General features: G+C 57.4%; 14 protein-coding genes. 6 read left to right on the top strand and 8 right to left on the bottom strand.

Annotated features, from left to right (window positions below; genetic code table 11):
- Window positions 1-27: 27 nt before the first annotated feature.
- From L6D81_RS07675 to L6D81_RS07665, 3 genes are read right to left on the bottom strand one after another with little or no spacing between them, the layout of a single operon-like run.
- Window positions 28-1,008: an HlyD family secretion protein gene (locus L6D81_RS07675; RefSeq protein ID WP_236178554.1), complete on the bottom strand. Its 981-nt coding sequence runs from the start codon at window positions 1,006-1,008 to the stop codon at window positions 28-30.
- Window positions 1,009-1,012: 4 nt separating this feature from the next.
- A complete protein-coding gene (locus tag L6D81_RS07670) occupies window positions 1,013-1,213 on the bottom strand; it encodes a DUF1656 domain-containing protein (protein ID WP_039768281.1) in 201 nt (66 codons plus the stop codon).
- On the bottom strand, window positions 1,203-3,338 hold the full coding sequence (locus L6D81_RS07665; protein ID WP_236178553.1) for an FUSC family protein: 2,136 nt from the start codon (window positions 3,336-3,338) through the stop codon (window positions 1,203-1,205). The genes L6D81_RS07670 and L6D81_RS07665 overlap by 11 nt, the downstream gene beginning before the upstream one ends.
- Window positions 3,339-3,530: 192 nt before the next feature.
- Here L6D81_RS07665 and L6D81_RS07660 point away from each other — a divergent pair, with 192 nt between their 5' ends.
- From L6D81_RS07660 to L6D81_RS07650, 3 genes are all read left to right on the top strand, one after another.
- Window positions 3,531-4,586, top strand: coding sequence for a tetratricopeptide repeat protein (locus tag L6D81_RS07660; protein ID WP_236178552.1), 1,056 nt, complete (start codon window positions 3,531-3,533; stop codon window positions 4,584-4,586).
- A gap of 128 nt (window positions 4,587-4,714) precedes the next feature.
- Complete coding sequence (locus L6D81_RS07655) at window positions 4,715-6,214, top strand: ATPase domain-containing protein (RefSeq protein WP_236178551.1); 1,500 nt, start codon at window positions 4,715-4,717, stop codon at window positions 6,212-6,214.
- Window positions 6,214-7,884: an ATP-binding protein gene (locus L6D81_RS07650; protein WP_236178550.1), complete on the top strand. Its 1,671-nt coding sequence runs from the start codon at window positions 6,214-6,216 to the stop codon at window positions 7,882-7,884. Before L6D81_RS07655 ends, L6D81_RS07650 begins: the two co-directional genes overlap by 1 nt.
- A gap of 13 nt (window positions 7,885-7,897) precedes the next feature.
- Here the strand turns inward: L6D81_RS07650 and L6D81_RS07645 are convergent, their stop codons facing one another.
- The 5 genes from L6D81_RS07645 to L6D81_RS07625 are packed head-to-tail and all read right to left on the bottom strand — an operon-like array spanning window position 7,898 to window position 14,439.
- On the bottom strand, window positions 7,898-8,275 hold the full coding sequence (locus L6D81_RS07645; RefSeq protein ID WP_007954537.1) for a response regulator: 378 nt from the start codon (window positions 8,273-8,275) through the stop codon (window positions 7,898-7,900).
- 44 nt (window positions 8,276-8,319) lie between these two features.
- Entirely contained in the window at window positions 8,320-9,534 is a 1,215-nt protein-coding gene (locus tag L6D81_RS07640) for a hybrid sensor histidine kinase/response regulator (RefSeq protein ID WP_236178549.1), read from the bottom strand.
- Entirely contained in the window at window positions 9,528-10,121 is a 594-nt protein-coding gene (locus tag L6D81_RS07635) for a chemotaxis protein CheB (RefSeq protein ID WP_236178548.1), read from the bottom strand. Before L6D81_RS07635 ends, L6D81_RS07640 begins: the two co-directional genes overlap by 7 nt.
- The gene (locus tag L6D81_RS07630; RefSeq protein WP_011334061.1) at window positions 10,118-10,951 is read right to left on the bottom strand and encodes a CheR family methyltransferase; all 834 of its coding nucleotides are present in this window, start codon (window positions 10,949-10,951) and stop codon (window positions 10,118-10,120) included. The genes L6D81_RS07635 and L6D81_RS07630 overlap by 4 nt, the downstream gene beginning before the upstream one ends.
- Window positions 10,951-14,439, bottom strand: coding sequence for a response regulator (locus tag L6D81_RS07625; RefSeq protein ID WP_236178547.1), 3,489 nt, complete (start codon window positions 14,437-14,439; stop codon window positions 10,951-10,953). The genes L6D81_RS07630 and L6D81_RS07625 overlap by 1 nt, the downstream gene beginning before the upstream one ends.
- 263 nt (window positions 14,440-14,702) lie before the next feature.
- Between L6D81_RS07625 and L6D81_RS07620 the strand changes: the two genes are divergently transcribed.
- The 3 genes from L6D81_RS07620 to L6D81_RS07610 all read left to right on the top strand — a co-directional run bounded on the left by L6D81_RS07620 (window position 14,703) and on the right by L6D81_RS07610 (window position 20,581).
- Window positions 14,703-15,062 (top strand): response regulator, encoded by a 360-nt coding sequence (locus L6D81_RS07620; RefSeq protein ID WP_236178731.1) that lies wholly within the window; start codon window positions 14,703-14,705, stop codon window positions 15,060-15,062.
- 160 nt (window positions 15,063-15,222) lie between these two features.
- Window positions 15,223-19,059: a hypothetical protein gene (locus L6D81_RS07615; RefSeq protein WP_236178546.1), complete on the top strand. Its 3,837-nt coding sequence runs from the start codon at window positions 15,223-15,225 to the stop codon at window positions 19,057-19,059.
- 229 nt (window positions 19,060-19,288) lie between these two features.
- Window positions 19,289-20,581, top strand: a complete 1,293-nt coding sequence (locus L6D81_RS07610) for a glycosyltransferase (protein WP_236178545.1) — start codon at window positions 19,289-19,291, stop codon at window positions 20,579-20,581.
- Window positions 20,582-20,602 lie beyond the last annotated feature (21 nt).

Genomic DNA, 20,602 nt, shown 5'->3' with positions numbered 1-20,602 from the left:
AACCAACCAAATTCTTTGCCCCGCGTATCATTCGGTCGCGGGGCTTTTTTGTTCCTGACGTTCCTGGTTTTCCAGCACCGTAACTGTCGCGGTGGTGCCGGCTCTCAGCCGATCCTTGCCTGCATAATCGGGATCGATGCCGATCCGCACCGGTACCCGTTGCGCCAGTTTCACCCAGGTGTAACTGGGGTTGATGTTGGCCAGCAATCGACTGCCCGGCGCATTTTCCCGGTCAGCAATGGCGAAGGCGATGCTTTGTACGGTGCCGCCAAATTTTTCCCCGCTCATCAATTCGATCCGCACCCGGTCACCCTCCTCGATCCGTGGCAACTTGGTTTCCTCGAAATAGCCGCTGACATAAAAGGAGCCGCTGTCCACCAACGCCAGCAGGGGGCCACCCGCTACCGCGTAGTCCCCCTGACGGGTCAGCAGATTGGTGACATAACCACTGACCGGTGCTTCGACGCGGGTACGTTGCAGATCCAGTTCCGCCTGGGTCAATGCGGCAATCGCCAGTTGCACGTTCGCTTCGGCGAGACCGAGATTGGCCTGATTGCGTAACAGATCGGCCTGGGCCACCGCCACATCGGTGCTGGACTTCTCCCACTCTTCCCCGGAAATCGCGAAACCTTGTTTGAGCGTACGTCGCCGACGCTCTTCGCTCTGGCGCTGTTTGAGCAACGCTTCGCTGGCGACAATGGCCGCTTGCGACTGACCGAGCGTGGCCCTCGCGACCTCCACCGAGCGTTTTGCATGCTCGACAGCCAGGCTGTAGCGAGCGGGGTCGATTTCCAGCAACAACTGGCCCTTGTCGACATGCTGATTATCCTGCACCGCCAGCGAAACGATGCGGCCCGAGACATCCGCCGAGAGCGTCACCACATCCGCCCTCACCCGCGCATCTCGCGTCCACGGGGCCCGGGTGTAATGTTCCCAGGCAAACCAGCCAAGCACGACTGCCAGCAGCACCACCGCCAATGTCGTCAATCGAGTGAGCAACGTCTTCAAGGTTTCAGGCTCCCATCAGCAGAATCAGTGCAGCGCACACACAGGCATACAAGGCGCCTTCGAACAGTGCCTCGTGCCAGACAAAACGCAGGACGCCGAGTCGGCGCAATCCCCAGTCGAGCAGCAGAAAAACCGGTATGGCCAGCAACAGGGCCTGAGCGATGGGAGGCAGGTAAACGCCGCCGATCTCGAAATCAATGGGCAAGGACGGGCTCTCCTTCAGGACGGTCGGGCTGCAAATGCTCGCCATGTCGTTCCAGAAACGACACCACGATCAACAAGGCCACACGCATGCGAAACACTGACCACAAGTGTTGATGGGTGGCGACATGCAAGGCATCCAATTCATCGCCAAGCGCATGCAGCGTCGTCAGCAACGGTGTCAGGCGCACGTCCGGTCGGCCGGCGACGAAACGACCGGTCTGATGCAATGCCGTCGACAGCTGCCGACCGAAAGCGTCCGTGAGCAAGGCGTTGTTCTGTGCCTGTTGCCTGAGCTGGTGCATGGCCACACCCAGCGCTACACAGGCGAGACTGATTTCATACAGGCGCTGCATGTCCCGATCGTTGGCGGCCGGCAACACGCCCAGCATCGAGGTCAGGCGATCAACCATGCGACTTTCGAAGGCAAATTGCTGTTCGTCGGTGGCCGGGCTCTTGGTCAGTTGGTAGACCTGCTCCCGTGCCTCATTGTAGAAGCGCCGAATTCTCAGCACGGGGCGGAACGGAAAGATCCAGGCATAGACGATCAGAGCCAGCATTGCCGCGCTGACGTAGGCCCCGGCAAATTCGAACCATTGAATGGCGGTGTTCTGCCCGGTGCCGACGTTCTGCGGACCGAGCATCAGGAAACTCGACAACCCCAGGCCCATACCGATACCAGCGGTGGCCGGGCTGGCCAGCCCGACTGCGATCACATACAGCAAAGGCGCAAGCAGCAAGGCCAGCATTTCGAAATCACTGATCGCCGGAACCAGCATGAACTGATAGAACGCCGAGACGACCAAGGCCAGTCCCAATCCTCGGGCGTAACTCTGCGCGGCAATCAGCGGGCGTGGAAACGTCGCCATCAACGAACACAGGATGCCCACCAGAATCATTCCACCGCGCGCACCGTCCCAAGCGGTTTCGATCCAGATCAGCCCGGCCACCAGCAGTGCGCTGAAGGCGCGAATGGCGTTCATCGTCGCGAGGGTGAAATCCAGGTGCAAGGGGCTGGACTGGCCGCGGAACATGCAACTGGCCTCGCGCCCTTCCTGTATCGCATCGCTCAGTTCGAGAATCTGCTCCAGCTGCTGTAACAGCCGCGCCTGTTCCCAGCGCAATGCCCACGCCAGCGAACGCAGGGTTGCACTCATGTCTTCCGTCAGTTGTTCGGCCTTGTAGGCGAGCCCTTCGAACTGCTGTTGCAGCGCGACGAACCGGTGCCGCACCTCGGCCGGCAATGAGCGCCCTTGCTGCGCGAGCTGGTCCAGCAGGGCCAGTTCTTCTGCGCGCAATTGCTGGATCTCCAGCGGCAGATCGCCCTCCCAACGCTCGGTGAGCAGTTCCCGCTGGTGACGCAACGCGGTCAGGCGCGAGGTCAGCAGCATCAATTGATTACCCAACAAGAGCACCAGATTGTTAGCACTGCGCAGGCGTGGGGCGTCGAAATACAAATGCCGGCGCAGGCCCTCAAGGGCGCTGATTTCCCCCAACAACTGCATTTGCCGGCGCTGAAAGTCCGCTTCGCTTTCTTCGGTGCGCAACACGGCGGCCGAATGGGTGGCGACCAGTCTGATCACCTGATCGACTTTCGCGAAATAGTTGCGCGACACCGCCTCGGGCCGCGCCGTCAACAGGCTGACCACGCACACGCACGCCACCGCCAGCAAGGTCTCGGTGACCCGGGTCACCGCCAGCAGAAAAGTGCCGTCCTGATCTGGAATCGCCAGCAGCGCCACCACGACGGCGGTATACCCGCTGAGCACGAACGCCTGGGAACTGGTGTAGCGCAGCAACGTGCCGCCGGCCGTGCACAGGGCCAGCCACAACGCCAGGGTCGTGATGAACGGCAACGGCGCCTGAGGGAAAATCGCCATCAACACCACTGCCACCACCGCGCCAAGGGTCGTCCCGATGATTTGCCCGAAGCTGCGTGCGAGCGCCATCCCGGCCAGCGGCTGACTGATGATCACCACGGCCATGATCGACCACTTGGGCTGATCCAGATCGAACAGGAACGCCAGATACAACGTCAGCAATCCGGCGGCAATGGTGCGCAAACCAAACAACAGCACGGCCTGGCTGGGTTGGATCACCGCCTTGAAATAAATGAGCAGGGATTGCATGGATAGCCTCGTAGAAACAACTTCTGCAAGCGTAGACACTGCATGGAAGGCATGACGGCTAATAAGGTCGACACATGCTGTAGGTCGATTCAACGCCCGTAGCAGGTCATATCGGGCAGAGGGTTTGACTCACGGCGCGAGCTGACAGAAGCTTGCGACCTCCGCTACAAAACGAAAGTTTCGGAAATTCGCATGCCTCAGTCTCGCCGCTATTTGCTCATCAGCCTCGGCCTTGTGCTGATCCTTTTCGTGGCCTGGCTGTCATTGCGCAGTACCGCGCCCGTGGTGCCAGAAGCGATCAGGCATGGGTACAGCGAAGCGCTGGCCGCCGCCCGTGCCGGCCAACCGGGTGCTGCGCGGGTTCTGTACCAGCAACTGGGGCGTCCGGATCTGTCGGTCAAGCGGCGCGTCTGGCTGCATGCGGAGCTGCCCAACTATCCGAGCCCGCAGGCCCTGAAGCTGGCGGACGCCGATCTGCAAAACGAAGCACCGGAAGTGCGGCTGGCGGCAATCAAAAGTGTGACCGGCCTGGTGCCGGGCGGCCAGCGCAGTCTGCTGCTGGGCCCATTGCTCGACGATGAGGATCAGACTGTACGCTTTGCTGCGATCAACGCTCTGCTCGGTTTGTCACCGGATCAACTGGGCCTGTATTTCGCGCCGTTGCAGCAAGGAATCGACGTGTGGGAACAGGCGCTCAAGAGCCAGCCGCAAAGCGCCGCCAATTACCTGCAACTGGCGCGCCTGTATCTGCATAACGCCGACCTGAAACAGGCACAGCATGCACTGGAGCACACCCTGCGCCTCGACCCCGGCAACCTGCCGGCGCTGGTGATGCAGATCGAAGTGCTTGACCGTCAGGGCCAGAGCGACGACGCCCGACAATTGCTCGCCAGACAATTGAAGGCCCAGCCCGATTCGGCTTATCTGCAACATGCCCTGGGGCTCTGGCTGCTGCACCACGATCAACGCGAGTACGCCCTGCTCGGCTTGTCCAAAGCCGTGGAACTGGAGCCTGACAACAAGGATTACCGTTACGACCTCGCTACCACCCTGCACAGCGCCGAAGAACTGGAAGCGGCGCAAAAACAGTTGCAGGAAATCGTTCAGCGTCACCCTGCCGATCGCAAGGCCAGGGTGCTGCTGATCAATTACTGGAAAGAAAGCGGCCAGTTGCAGAACGTACAGATTCTGTTGGCCCAGCTTGAACAGATGAACCCCGACGATCCCTCGTTGCAGCAAGGCCTCTAGCGGTCTTCCCGACACGCCCCTCAAGAAACTCGGAACCGTCGTCTCGGCAAAGGGTCAAGTATTCAGGCAGTGCGAAACGGCGTCCGGCGCCCGCTGCCTCGTTTTCCCTAGTCATGAGAGGGCATTTTTTGTCTACATCGAACGCGTTGATCAGTGCAAAAGCCGCCACCGGCATCGAAGGGCTGGACGATATCCTGGCCGGTGGCCTGTCCCGCAGTCACGTTTTCTTGCTGGAGGGCGAGCCTGGAACCGGTAAAACCACCGTCGCGTTGCATTTTCTGCTGGCCGGTGCCCGTGCTGGCGAACGTTCGTTGTACATCACGCTGTCCGAAACCGAGCGCGAATTGCGTCAGGGCGCGGCGTCCCACGGCTGGGAACTTAACGAAAACATCGAGATTTTCGAGCTGACACCCCCGGAAAGCCTGCTCAACGCCGAGCATCATCAGAGCCTGCTCTACTCCTCCGACCTTGAACTGGGCGAGGCGACCAAACAGATTTTTGAAGTGGTCGAGCGCTTCAAACCCACGCGGGTCGTGCTCGACAGCCTCTCGGAAATCCGCCTGCTGGCACAGAGTTCCCTGCGCTACCGCCGGCAGATTCTGGCGATCAAGCATTACTTTGTGCGTTACGACGCCACGGTGTTGCTGCTGGATGACTTGACTACCGAATCCCTCGATAAAACCGTGCACAGTGTCGCTCACGGCGTGATTCGCCTTGAAGAACTGACCCCTAACTATGGCGCCGAGCGCCGTAGGGTGCGAGTGATCAAGTACCGTGGGCAGAAATACCGTGGCGGCTTCCATGACTTCACCATCATGGGCGATGGCGTGCACGTCTTTCCTCGCCTGGTGGCAGCGGAGCACCGCGGCGATTACCCACGGTTGCAACTGTCCAGCGGCATCAAGGAAATGGACGCCCTGCTCGGTGGCGGTATCGAGGCCGGTTCCAGCACGCTGATTCTGGGGCCGGCGGGCACAGGCAAATCCTTGATCACCATGATTTTCGCGGCAGCGGCCGTGGCCCGTGGTGAAAAGGCCGCCCTGTTCATTTTCGACGAAGAACTGGGCTTGCTGTTCGAACGCATGAACAACATCGGCATCGACCTCAAGGCCCTGCAGGCCACCGGCAATCTGCTGATCGAACAGGTGGACGCTGCCGAGTTGTCCCCCGGCGAGTTCTCCCACCGGGTACGACGCTGTGTCGATGAAGGTGACATCAAGACCGTGGTGATCGACAGTATCAACGGCTATCAGGCGGCCATGCCGGAAGAAAACGCGCTGGTACTGCATATGCACGAACTGTTGCTGTACCTGAATCGCAAGGGCGCCGCCACGTTCATGACCGTCGCCCAGCATGGACTGGTTGGCGACATGCAGGCCCCGGTCGACATTACCTATCTCGCCGACACGGTGATTCTGCTGCGTTATTTCGAAGCGCTCGGCAAGGTTCGCCGGGCAATTTCGATCATCAAGAAACGTACTGGCAGCCACGAATCAACCATTCGCGAATACCGTATTTCCAAGAGCGGCATGACCATCGGGGAACCGCTGGATGCCTTCCAGGGCGTGCTGCGCGGCGTGCCCACCTACCTCGGCGCGAGCAACCCGCTGCTTAAGGATGACAACTAGTGACTGTCACCGTACCGCTATCGGAGCGGGCACTGATCCTCGCCCCCTTAGGTCGCGACAGCCAGGTTGCGCTGATGATACTCAACGAGGCCGGATATGGCGGTCTGATCACCCCCGACCTCGCAACCCTTTGTACCGAACTGGAACACGGTGCCGGGCTGCTGGTGATTGCCGCCGAGGCCCTGCGGGGCCCGGAGCTGGAATCCCTGCTGGTATATCTGGATCAACAACCCGCATGGTCAGACCTTCCAATTGTGTTGCTGACGCATCACGGCGGATCAGGACAGGGCCCCTCCTCACAGCTCAGCAAGTTGTTGGGTAACGTGACGTTTCTTGAGCGCCCTTTCCATCCGGTGACCTTGGTCAGCCTGATCTCCACTGCCCTGCGCGGGCGACGACGACAATACGAGGCCCGCGATCGACTGATCGATCTGAGCGAAAGCGAACGGCGCCTGCAATCAACCCTCGAAACCCTTGAGCAGCAAGTCGAGGAACGCACGGCGCAACTGCGGCACAACGAAGAAGCCCTGCGTCAGTCACAGAAGATGGAAGCGGTCGGTCAGCTCACCGGCGGTATCGCCCACGACTTCAACAACATGCTGACCGGTATCATCGGCAGCCTCGAGCTGCTGCGCAGGCGGCTGGCCCGTGGCCGGCTGGACGATCTCGACAGCCTGATCGACCTCGGTGTGACCTCGGCCAACCGCGCCGCTGGCCTGACCCATCGCCTGCTGGCGTTCTCCCGACGTCAGTCGCTGGATTCCAAAGCGGTAAAAATGAACGATCTGGTGCAATCGATGAGCGAGCTGCTGCGGCGCAGCCTCAACGAAAGCATTCAACTGGACATGCGCCTGCACGAACAATTGTGGGTCGCCGAGGCCGACCCCAATCAGCTGGAAAGCGCCCTGCTCAACCTGGTGATCAACGCACGCGACGCGATGCCCGACGGCGGCAATCTGGTGGTCGAGACAGGGAATCAGGTGCTGGGAAGCGACTTCACCGCCGCTTACAGCAACCTGGAGCCCGGCGATTACGTCGTATTGAGCGTGATGGACAACGGCTGCGGCATGCCCGAAAGCGTGATCAATCGCGCGTTCGACCCGTTTTTTACCACCAAGCCGATCGGTCAGGGCACCGGCCTGGGCCTGTCGATGATCTACGGTTTCAGCAAGCAATCCGGTGGTCACGTCTCGATCGACAGCAAGATCGATGAAGGCACCACGGTCAAACTCTATCTGCCACGCTTCCAGGGCCAATCATTGCCTCACGCGCCGGCGCACACAGAGCAGGCCCCCGACGCCGTGGAAGGCGAAACCGTATTGATCGTCGAAGACGACCCGGCCGTGCGCGTGCTGGTCAGCGCGGTATTGAGTGAACTGGGTTATGGATTTGTCGAGGCCAGTGACGCTGACGGTGCCGTGCCTATCCTGAATTCTACCCAGCGCATTGATCTGCTGATCAGTGACGTCGGCCTGCCGGGCATGAACGGTCGGCAGCTGGCAGAAATCGGCCGGCAATACCGACCCGGGCTGAAGGTTCTGTTCATCACCGGTTACTCTGAACACGCCGCCGTCCGCGGCGGATTCCTCGACCCGGGCATGCAGATGATCACCAAGCCGTTCACCTTCGATCTGTTGACGGCGAAGGTGCGGGAAATGATCAAGAGCTGAGGCGGTTCACGCCTCAGGCCAGCAGTTCCTGAATCTTCTCCTGCAACACATCCAGATCGAACGGTTTTTCCAGGATCGGTGCCCGACGCGTGATCGGGCTGCCGGTCTCGCGGATTTCCTGCGGATAGCCGCTGATGAAGATCACCTTCAGATCAGGGCGCAGTTTGACGGCGGGCTCGGCGATCTGCACGCCGGAGATACCGCCAGGCAAGCGGAAATCGGTAATCAACATGTCCAGATGCGGCTTGCTCGCCAGAATCTCGAACGCCTGCTCGCCGTTTTCGGCCTGCAATACGCGATAACCCTGTCCTGACAGGTAGTCTGTCAGCACCATCAGGATCACCGGTTCGTCCTCGACGACGAGTACTACATCTTGTGCATCTACGCTCATGGGAAGCCTTTGTTCGGTCAATAGCTGCTGATACGACCGTGCGGTCACTCAGAGGTTGCGTTTGTTTTGCCGTTTTCCTGGAGCGGTAGACAAACGCGAAACAGGGCGCCCTCGTTGATCTTGCTTTCGACGACGATGGAGCCGCCATGGGCGGCGACGATCTGCTCGGAAATGAACAGACCCAGTCCCAGGCCGGCCACCACCGTCTTGGCGGAGACCCGTTCGAACTGTTGAAAAATGCGTTTCTGATTCTCCTCGCTGATACCGATGCCGCGATCCTGAACCTCGACCCGCGCCTGATTGCCCTGGCGGTAGACGCGTACCTGGATCGGGCTTCTACCGCCGTAGCGCAAGGCATTGGTCAGCAGGTTGGAAATCACCTGCTCGATACGGAACTCGTCCCAACACCCCTCCACAGGACTGTCGGCCTCGAAGGAAACGGTCGTTTCCGCCGCCTCGATCTGCGGGGCAAAGTTTTGCAGCAAAGTGCCCACCAACTGCACGAGATCGAAGCGATTCGGACGGATCGACAGCTTGCCGGTGCGGATCCGCGACACGTCGAGCATGTCCTCGATCAGGCGGATCAGGCTTTTGATCTGGCGCTCGTCGCGATCGACCATGGCGTGCATCTTGTCGAGGGTGAACGCAGCGGCGTTATCCCGGGCCAGGTGCATCTTGCGCAGTTGAGTCTCGAGGATAAGGCCGTTGAGCGGCGTGCGCACTTCATGGGCGACGATCGACATGAAATCGTCCCGCATGCGTACCGCCTGCTCCAGCTCGCCCTGGGTGCTTTGCAGTTGCTGCAACAGCGCTTCCTGTTCGCGACGACTCTGCTCCAGCGCTTCGACCTGTTGCTTCATCGCCTTGCTCTGGCGGTACAGGTCAACGAATACATTGACCTTGCTCTTCACCGCATGGATGTCCAGCGGCTTGTGCAGGAAGTCCACCGCACCGCTTTCATAGCCCTTGAACGCGTAATTGAGTTCACGGCCGGCGGCGCTGACGAAGATGATCGGGATGTTCTTGGTTTTCTCGGTGCCACGCATCAGCTCGGCCAGCTCGAAGCCGTTCATGCCGGGCATCTGCACATCGAGGATGGCCATGGCGAATTCGTGTTGCAGCAGCAGCGACAGCGCTTCGTCCGCCGACAATGCCTTGTAGACGGTGCGGTCTTCGCGTTTGATCAGCGCTTCGAGGGCCAGCAGGTTCTCGGGCAGATCGTCGACGATCAGCAGTTTTGCCTGGATATTACTCAGCATGCGATTCGTTCCAGCTCGACAAGCAGACGGCCGATGCCGTGTATGGGAAGTATGTAGTCCGGTTGATGCGTTTTCAGTGCCGCGCGAGGCATGGTAGCGACCTGCGCCTCGTCCGGGTCCTGCACGATGGTCAGCCCGCCCAGGTTTTTGATTTGCGCCAGGCCCCGCGCGCCATCGTGGTTGGCGCCGGTCAGTAACACGCCGGCCAGCGCCGGCCCGTAGGCATCGGCGGCGGATTCGAAGAGGAAATCGATCGAAGGCCGCGAATGATGCAGACGGTCTTCAAGGCTCAGCGACAGGCTCAGGTCCTGCTCTACCGACAAGTGATAACCCGGCGTCGCGAAGTACACGGTGCCGGGCGTGATGTTCTGTTTATCGATGGCTTCAGTCACTGGCAACGCCACTCGCCGGGAAAATACCTCGGCGAGCTGGCTGCGACGTTCTTCCGGCAAGTGCAGCACGATGATGATCGGTAGCCCAAACCCGGCCCGCAGCGAGCCCAGCAGGGTCAGCAAGGCCTCGACGCCACCGGCGGAAGCTCCGATCACAATCGCCTCGATCCGAGGCAAATCCGCTGCGCTGTTCATGATTTGCGGTAGATCCGTTCTTGTTTCACCAGCGGTTCGAACTGGTTGGAGTAGCCGGAAAAATCCAAAGTTTCCTTGCTGCCCAATACCAGGAATCCACGATGACACAACGATTCATGGAACAATCCGAACGCTCGATCCTGAAGTTTTTTATTGAAGTAAATCAATACATTACGACATGAAATTAATTGAGTTTCGGAGAACACACTATCGGTCGCCAGGCTGTGATCGGCGAACGTCACGTTCTCGCACAGGCTCTTGTCGAAAATCGCATAGCCATAGGCTGCAGTGTAGTAGTCGGCGAACGAGCGCTGCCCCCCGGCCTGCTGATAGTTGGCGGTGTAGGCGCGCACGTTCTCCATCGAAAAGATCCCCTGCTTGGCCTTTTCCAGCGAGCGCGGGTTGATGTCGGTGGCGTAGATGATAGTGCGATCGAGCAGCCCCTCCTCGCGCAGCAAAATTGCCATCGAGTAGACCTCCTCGCCCGTGCTGCAGCCGGCGATCCAGATCTTGATCGACGGATAGGTCTTGAGCAGCGGCACCACCTCCTGGCGGATCGCGAGGAAGTGCGACGGATCGCGGAACATCTCGCTGACCGGGATCGTCAGCAATTGCAGCAACTGCATGAACGCCGTCGGGTCGTGCAGGACTTTCTCCTGCAAGGCCGAGATGGTCGCGCATTCGAACTGGCTCAATGCGTGTTGCACGCGACGCTTGATCGAGGCGCCGGAGTAATCGCGAAAGTCGTAGCTGTACTTGAGATAAATCGCCTCGATCAGCAGCCGCAGTTCGATTTCACTGTTCCGTTCAACGGGATTACTACGTTCCACTAAATGCGTTCCATCTTGGGTAACCACACGCGAATCAGCGAGAACAGGCGATCCAGATCGATAGGCTTGGCCAGGTAATCATTGGCGCCCGCCTGCAGGCAGCGCTCCTGATCGTCCTTCATGGCCTTGGCCGTCACCGCGATGATCGGCAGCTTGCGCCAGCGCGGATCCTTGCGGATTTCCATGGTGGCTTCAAAACCATCCATTTCCGGCATCATCACGTCCATCAGCACCAGGTCGATGTCCTCGACTTCATTCAGTTTTTCAATCGCTTCGCGACCGTTTCGGCCAATCACCACGACGGCACCCTTGGTTTCCAGCGCACTGGTCAGGGCAAAGATGTTGCGTACATCGTCGTCCACCAGCAGCACTTTGCGCCCCTCGAAGACCTTGTCGCGGCTGCGGGCGGTCTTGAGCATCTTCTGCCGTTCATGGGACAACTGCGATTCGACTTTGTGCAGAAAGAGTGTGACCTCGTCCAGCAGACGCTCCGGCGAGCGGGCGCCCTTGATGATGATCGAGCGCGAATACTTGCGCAGTTCGGCTTCTTCGTCGCGGGTCAGGTTGCGTCCGGTGTAGACAATGACCGGCGGGAACGAGCAGATGTCCTCGGTGGACATGCGCTTGAGCAGGTCGTTGCCGAGCATGTCCGGCAGTTTCAGGTCGATGACCATGCAATCGAAAACCGTCGTGCGCAGCAGTTCCAACGCGTCCTGCGCCAGGCCTACAGCGGTGATTTCGATGTCGTCGTCGCCGATCAGGCGGGCGATGCTTTCGCGTTGCAGATCATCGTCCTCGACCAGCAGCACGCGTTTGACCTTCTGCGTCAGCTTGGCTTCAAGGCGCGCAAACACGTCCTTGAGTTCTTCGCGGGTGGTCGGCTTGACGGCGTAACCGATGGCCCCCATGTGCATCGCCGCTTCGACGCGGTCCTCCACGGAAATCACGTGCACCGGAATGTGTCGGGTGCCGGCGTGTTCTTTCAGCCGCTGCAGAACAGTCAGGCCCGAGTGGTCCGGCAGACGCATGTCCAGCAGGATCGCGTCCGGTACGAACTCTTTCGCCAGGTCATACCCTTCATCGGCACCGTGGGCGACCAGGCACTGATAGCCCAGCTCATGGGCCAGGTCATAGAGGATGTGGGCGAAATTCGGCTCGTCTTCCACCACCAGAATGCAGCGGGTATTGAACGGCGCCTTGTTGCGGTCATCGTTGAAACGCGGAATGTCGACAGTAGCCAGCGGCGAAATCGCCACCGCAGGCGCAACGACCGCAGCGGCTGGCGGACTGAATGTCAGCGGTGCTACAGGCGCGTCGCCAGGCTCGCGGTATTGCTGCGGCAGCACCAGAGTGAAAGTGCTGCCCTGTCCTGGCGCGCTGCTGACGCTGATCGAACCGCCGAGCAAGGTCGCCAGATCCCGGGAAATCGACAGGCCCAGCCCGGTGCCGCCGTATTTGCGATTGGTGGTGCCGTCGGCCTGGCGGAAGGCCTCGAAGATGCTTTCCTGCTGATCCGCCGCGATGCCGATCCCGGAGTCGCGCACGATAAAGGCAATGCGGTCGTCCGGCTGGCCGGCAATGGTCAGACTGACAGCACCGTGTTCGGTGAACTTCACCGCGTTGGACAGCAGGTTCTTGATCACCTGCTCCAGACGCTGGCGGTCGGTGAACAAGGTGATCGGGGCATCAGGCTGCAACTCGACACTGAACGTCAGTTGCTTGTCCGCCGCCAGTGGTTCGAACACGCTGCGCAAGCCATCGGCCAGACGTGCCACGCTGGTGTTTTCCGGCACCACTTCGAGTTTGCCGGCTTCCACCTTGGAAATGTCGAGAATGTCGTTGATCAGGTTGAGCAGATCGTTGCCGGCCGAATAGATCGACTCGGCAAACTTGACCTGCTCGGCGCTGAGGTTTTCCTGCGGGTTTTCCGCCAGCAGCTTGGCCAGGATCAGCGAGCTGTTCAGCGGCGTGCGCAGCTCGTGAGACATGTTGGCCAGGAACTCGGACTTGTACTTGCTCGAACGCTGCAGCTCTTCGGCGCGCTCTTCGAGCTGCATCTGGGCCTGATTGAGCTCGTTGTTCTTCTGATCCATGGCGTCGCGCTGCTCGGCCAGGATCTGTGCCTGTTCGGCCAGTTGCTCGTTGGTCTGCTCCAGCTCGACCTGCTGGGTTTCCAGATGTGCCTGGGACTCCTTGAGAATCCGCGACTGCTCTTCCAGCTCTTCGTTGGCGGTTTTCAGCTCTTCCTGCTGCACCTGCAACTCTTCGTTGAGCTGCTGGGTTTCGGCCAGCACTTCCTGCAAGCGCTGGCGATAACGCGCCGCTTCAATGGACGTGCCGATATTGCCGGCGATCAGTTCCAGCAGCGCCACGTCACGGTCGGTGAGCGGACGCAGGAAACCCAGTTCGATCACGCCATTGACCCGGTCGTCATCGCTGGTCGGTACCACCAGCACGCTGTGCGGCAGGCCTTCGCCCAGGCCGGAACTGACCTTGAAATAATCGGAGGGCACCGAATCAAGTCGAATCAGCCGCGCTTGCTGGGCGACCTGCCCGACAATGCCTTCATCGCTGTAGATCAATTGATCCTGTTGTTCCTGCTCGCGGGAGAAACCGTAAGTCGCCACGCGTTTGAGGCCGCCATGTTCCTCGCGCACATACAACGCAGCCACGGCGGTGCCGAGGTACTGGGCGCAGAATTGCAGGATATTGCGCCCCAGCAGATTGACCGTCAGTTGCCCCAGCACTTGCTCGGCGAGCTGGGTCTGGCCGTTGCGCAGCCAGGCTTGCTGTTCCAGACGTTTTGCACTGGCTTCTTGCGCCGCGAGGGTCGCACCGTAGCTTTGCGACAGGTTGAGCAGATCGCGCCGCCCCACATAAGCCAGCAGCCCGCTGATGCCTGCCACGAACAGCAGATAAAGGCTGATGCTCCAGATCGTTGTACGGCGCACATCCTCGTTGCGGGAGGCACGCAGCAACTGTTCGGTTTCAATCACATCTTCGAACTGTTTACGTATTTCGTCGGTCAGGCGCTTGCCCTTCCCCGCTTTGACCGCGGACTTGTAATCACCGCTGGTGCGCTGCAGATCGATCATCGATTGCGCATAAGTCGCCCACTCGATTTGCAGCGCTTGAAGACGACGCAGGCGATCGGTCTGAGCCGGATTGTCCGCGGTCAATTCGAGCAAAGTACTGAGTGCCACGGCGATGCGTGGCTTGGCCGTCTCGTACGGGTCGAGGAAATGCTCGTCGCCGCTGAGCAGATACCCGCGCATGCCCGTTTCCAGGTCCACGGTGAGTTTCACTGCTTCGTTGGCGTTATTGATCACCCGGTCGGTGTGCTCCACCCACTGGATGACTGACAACAAATAAGTGATCAACGAAATAAAGAAAACGGCGCTGATGACGCCGACGCCCAACGGCAAACTGACGTTGCGGCTCAGGAGTTTGCGGAACCGTTGCTCATCAACCGAAGACGGAGAGGACATGGGGCAACCTTGTCGAACTGTTCAAAACCAGAGAGTTTGCCCCAAAAGGGTGGCATGGATCCATTTTTCTCACAGTGTTAGCACTGTTTTCCCACATTTGCCCGCACCGAATCGCAACCCAACGGTTATCCTTGCCGGCCCGTTTGCGCCTATCCTTTTTTGTATCCATTCGGGAACTTGTGGCTATGCGCCACTTACTCATGCAAGAGCCCGGCAATTTTGATCGACCGGCGCAACCATCCCCATTCTTGAGAGCAGCCATTATGTCCAGTCCCGTGTCCACCATTCTTGTAGTCGAAGACGATGCCATCGTGCGCATGCTGATCGTCGATGTGCTGGAAGAACTGGAGTTCAAGGTTCTGGAGGCAGATGGCAGCGAGCAGGCGCTGGACATCCTCAAGGACATGAATCAGCCCATCGACCTGATGATGACCGACGTCGGCCTGCCGATCATGGATGGGCGCCAGTTGGCCACCGAAGCCCGCGTTATTCGTCCCGCGTTGCCGATTTTGTTTGCCAGCGGTTATGCAGAAACAATAGAAGTACCGGCGGATATGCATGTGATCGGCAAGCCGTTTTCGATCGATCAATTACGCGACAAGGTAAAAGCAATTATTAAATAAACATAATAAAAGCCACCCCTTCTAGTGATAGTGAAGGGGTGGCGCCCTCTAAGAGGCACTCTCCCTTCAGCAACTTGCACTTACACGCCAATCGTTGATAGATGCAAGATAATAAAAGAGGATACGCAAAACATAAAACCGAAAAACAAAAGGATTTGTCATGACCGTAATACATTCCGACTTCTCGAACAAAAAATACCTGTCCAGAACTATCCCCATCACCGTAACTGAAAACCATCATGTTACAAGTGACAATAGCGAGCGAGATGAAGTCATATACAAACTAACGCAGCGCGGGGAATACCTCGCCCCTTCGCAAGCTTTCACGCTGGAAGGTGCAACTCTTTCTCTGAAGTCCGGTTCGACGCTTGAGGAAGCGCTTCAGCCGGGCAGAGAAATGCTGCGAAAAATGTCCGAAACTGACGCCTTCAAAAAACTCCTGATCACTCTCAAAGTGCCTGACCACTCATTATTTGAAGTAACTTCCGAAGCCGAATTCATCGTACGATACTCCGGTAAAACTCTGCGCTTTACGAACGCCTCTAAAATTGCACCGGAACTTACAGAAACGCTCGCGACGTTGATTGACATGGCCAAGTTGACCGGAGGTGTAATCACCCTCGCTGATGAGATTGAGTTGATGCAGTGGCTGAAGTTTCATCGCTACATCGTTCCCCGAACCGCTGCCGAAAGCGTCAGATTGACAAAGTCCATGGAGTTGAAACTTCCAGCAAGTCCGCAACTTGGCAACTATTGGGAAATGATCAAAGCAGAAGGAAGCAACTCAGTCACTCTCACTGCTGTTCAACGCAGTGCGCTCCGACAACTCACCACAAGCTATACCAAAGGTCAGTCGCTGCTTGAAAATCTGAGTAATAGCATTTGGGGCGGGCGGTCTATTTCCTTCAAACGCTCGGAAGCTGCAGACGCTGTTGAAGAGCTTATTTCCAGCCCCATCGCTTTGGTGTGGGCTAACGCTTATGTGCGAGATCTAGACTGGTATGGAGCGCGAAACAATCAACCCCAGACAAATGAGTCGCTCAAGCTGATGCTGCTGACTTCGCTCTTGCTCGACCTTCATCCTGAAGTTGGGGAGCAAGAACCTCGCAATCATGTAGCAGGTTTTAACTTATACGCTGTCGAGTACATGGAGAAGTCCTTCGCCGATGTACAAGCGAAATTCGAAAGGCACCTGATCGAGAACCACCGGATTACTGAAAAGAATGTGGCATTGGCCGCTCATCTGTTGCTGGCAGAGGCCGCACCGGAATTTCTGGTCAGAGATCTGCCTCCTACCCTGTCATTGGGCACGCCGCAGTGGGTTGAATTTTGTCGAGTCGTGGCGGTGCAGGAAATCATCGCGCCAGGATCGACGCGCTCGATGACTTATGTACAGCTACAACAGCTGCTGGAGTTTGAAGCGGTCACCGAGTCGCAAAAGACGCTCGTCGCTCTGGCTGCCGTGGATCCGGTGGTTGATTGGGCGTTACTCAACAAAATCGTCACGCCGGATGACGTAAAGGCATCGGCCACGCAATCGCTGCAAGTAGCATTGGATGCGTACGCCCGACACGCCAAGACGCTTGCCGAAACGGCCGACACGTTGTCTCGTCCTCTGCCGACTCGCAAGAGCGTGGCATTGGATATCCTCAAGCAGCTCGCTCCAGGATGTACCTATCTCGAAAAAAAAGTCCTTCATCAAACGAAAAATCGACCGCTGGAGGACGCATACGCCGACCCGTTTCCCGTATCGCCTGTAGAACTGCATATGTCCAATGATCTGGTGACTGGCGACTGGGATCTGAAAAATGGCGAAAGTATCTACAACGCGTTTCCCCGAATGCTCCCCAACCTGATTGCTCCTGATGGTGAATTCTTCCGTCAGTTCCATCGCGACTATGTGGCTCATGTGCGAGCAATGAACATGCATTTGAAATCGGCATTTTCATCGTTGCCACTACCTGATCGGACGCGCCTGTTAAGAGGCAAGGTGACGATATTCACCATAAGACCGTCAGTCGCGAAAATTCAGTCGATCACTAGCCTTCCCTCGAATCCCATCGCCTCAACCCTTGAGGCATTCCTGAAAGTAACAGAGCGTGAACCGACAGAAAGTCATAAGGATATAGAAGAGGCAACGGGGCGCTACGGTGTGGTCATCTGTTCACACTTTGAAGGCCGAGTGACTTGCTACGAATTATTCACCTTACACGGTGTCTGCCGCGAAAATAACGACCTGGCAGCGCTTATCCAAAGGGAAAAGCTTTTAAGCACAACTGTTCGCAGCAGCGATAAGAACTACTTCCCACCTGCGAAGGTGCATCAGTTGCCCACAGACATCGAGTGTTATACACATGGGGTAACGCCAGGCCTCGTCAACGTCAGTTCCGGTGTAATCGATAAAATCGGTGAGTTATCAGGTTCTCCACTGGTTCCAGAAATCAATGGTTATTACCAGAGCTTCTATTCGACAGAGTTCGACCCATTGGTGAACTTCGTGCTCAAGCACCGGCCCATCGCGACCTACGATGAATTGGTAAAAGAGTGCTGGGGACAGACCAGTCTGGAGGCGCTACGAGCAAAACGTGAAAAGGATCTGGATACGTTTCTCAATTTTGTCGTGCCCTTCAAATCCTGTATCGAGGATCTGAATTCAAACGATCTGGATCGGCAGCTCCAGGGGGTGTCGGCGTGTACTTTAGAAGCCGCGATGACTGTCCTGTTAGTCGTTGGAGCGGTGGCCAAGATTGCCAGTCTTGCCGCCAAAAGCATGAGCCTTGCTACCAAGGCGAGCGCGATCGGTTCAGCGGGACTTGGTTTGGTGAGCAACCTGTTTAATCCATTGGACGGAGCTTCCGACTTGCTGTTGCACGGCGCAAAGCTTTTGCGCAAAGGGTGGCGCAGCAGTGTGGCCGCAATCGATAACGCGATTGCCGATGCGCGCAAATGGTCGGCTGGAGCGCCGTACCGCAAACTGCCCGCAACTGTTGACCCAGACACTATTCGTCTTGGGACCTGGAGGCCCGCGCAAACTTCCCAGGATGTCTTCCAGGTATGGGGTATACGCCACAATGACGAATGGTACGCTCTGAACCGATTGGGCCAGCCTTGGGGAGCCAAACTGGAGAATTTCAATTACAAATTCAAACTACCTACCCTGCCATGGCACAGGATCCTGCCCAAAAGCTACACCAAGCATTACATCAAGAAGGCTATTCCGATCGCCAAAACCAAACTGGACAATGCCATCAGCTTATTGGCCGATGTAGAGTCGAATACTGATGTTCGTAAGGTTCTCGAGTATATGTTTGGGACAGGATCCAGCGAGGCTGCCCAACATTTGGGGCTGAAACTGCGAGCAATACGCAAAGATCTTGATGCTTTCACGCTCTCCAATTTGTCGTTCAAAAAGGCCGATGTCAATGCACTGGCAGCATTGAATGTGCCTGATTACAAAAATTGGAAGAAGGCGGTAATCAACGGCGTTGTACATAAAGAATCGATCAAGAGATTTATCAAGATTTTTCCGGAGCACCTGGATGATTTTTTTCGCGCTGCAAAATACGACGAAGCCAGAATTGCCGACGTCTTGATCCATGAGATGTCACATGGCGCGCCTGGCACCCTTGATCTGTATTATGGAAAATCTCTGAATCGTGTTGAATTCGACGCAGCTTCATTAATTGATCTTGCACGCAACCCCCGCATGATTGATCCGTCATTTCCGAACCCTTACAGGACAGCGAACACCGAAAAATTCACTCATTTAAATAACTTCGAATCCATTCGCCCCAGCCTTCCAACTCTTGTTCAGAAATACCCAGCCTTATACAACGCAGACTCTTATGAAGTAGCAGTCGCTCTCCTTGACCAAACAAAATCCGACCCTGTCGGGTTTTACATAAATATGGCAACCATAGAAACTGCGCTACGCAACACCGAGATCGATCAGTTCATCGGTACATTAGAAATAAATCTTGTCAAATCAAAGATCTGACATTTTGCTCCCAGTGCAAAGACGATCTGAGTGATTAAACACAAAAATGCCAGTCCAGTTCGGGACTGGCATTCTTGCATCTACCATTTTATCCAGAACAATAAACTCAGCGGCCACGCAACCGAGTGCCCAGTACCGCCAGCGGATCAAGATCATCCAGCGCTGTGGTTTAATTGCGCCCTTTCCGCGCCTTTTAGCGCCTCCCGTTTGCAGCAAAGGAACACCCTTCATGACTCTCCTTCCCATCACCAAAGTCCTGGTCATCGGTTACGTCTGGCCCGAGCCCCGCTCTTCGGCAGCCAGTGGGCATGTGATGCAAATTCTCGAAACGTTCTTGCAGCAAGGCTGGGACATTACCTTCAGCAGCCCGGCCGGCCCCGGCGAGCACAAGTTGGATCTCACCGGGCTGGGCATTCGCGAGGTCCCGATCGAGCTGAACAACAGCAGTTTCGACACGTTCATCAGCGAGCTGGCGCCGGATATCGTGCTCTTCGACCAATTCATGATGGAAGAACAGTTCGGCTGGCGGGTGGAAAAACACTGCCCCGACGCGATGCGTGTTCTGGAAACTTCGGACTTGCAGAGCTTGCGCCATGCCAGGCATCAGCGTTTGAAGGATCGGTTGAAGGCCTGCGATGACGCGAACGACTTCCATGGGTTGTTTGCGCCTGCACTGCACGAAGAGTTCAGGCTGATGGCTGACACCGACCTGGCCATGCGCGAGATTGCCGCGCTGTATCGCTGTGATCTGAATCTGATGATCTCGCCGGTGGAAATCGAACTATTGGTGCAGCAGTTCAAGTTGCCAGCAGAACTCTTGCACTGGTGCCCGTTGATGGTTGATCCGCCCAGCGCTCCGCCAAAAACCTTCGATGAGCGCGTGGACTTTCTCAGTATCGGCAATTTCCGTCACGCGCCGAACTGGGATGCCGTTTTGTGGCTGAAATCGACAATCTGGCCGCTGATCCGCGAGCAACTGCCCAAGGCGCAACTGCGTATCTACGGAGCCTACACGCCCCCCAAGGCAGCAACCTTGCACAATCGCGCACAGGGGTTCCATATCATGAACTGGGCGGAAGATGCCTTGCAGGTCATGTCTGATGCGCGTGTTTGCCTGGCCCCCCTGCGTTTCGGCGCGGGGATCAAGGGCAAGCTGATCGATGCAATGCTGTGCGGAACGCCGAGTGTCACGACGCCGACAGGGGCTGAAGGCATGCATACCCATCAACCCTGGCCGGGGGCAATCTGCCGTACCGCGCAGGACTTCGCCAATGCCGCGGTCCAGCTTTATCGCGACGAAATACTCTGGCAAGCAACCCAATCCCATGGACAAACACTGCTCGAAGATATTTATCAGCGAGCCGTCCATGGGCCGGCACTTATCGACAAGTTGCTTGAGTGCCGCAAAAACATTCAACAACGAAGACTCAACAATTTCACCGGCAGCATGTTGCGCCATCATTTACACAAGAGCACACAATACATGTCTCAGTGGATCGAGGCTAAAAACCTTAATAAATAGCAGCGTCAGAAAACTATCCAA

This window comes from Pseudomonas sputi (assembly GCF_021603585.1).
GTDB classification, from domain to species: domain Bacteria; phylum Pseudomonadota; class Gammaproteobacteria; order Pseudomonadales; family Pseudomonadaceae; genus Aquipseudomonas; species Aquipseudomonas sputi.
The sequence above is the reverse complement of the archived record's forward strand: the minus strand, read 5'-3'. Positions and strand labels throughout refer to the sequence as shown.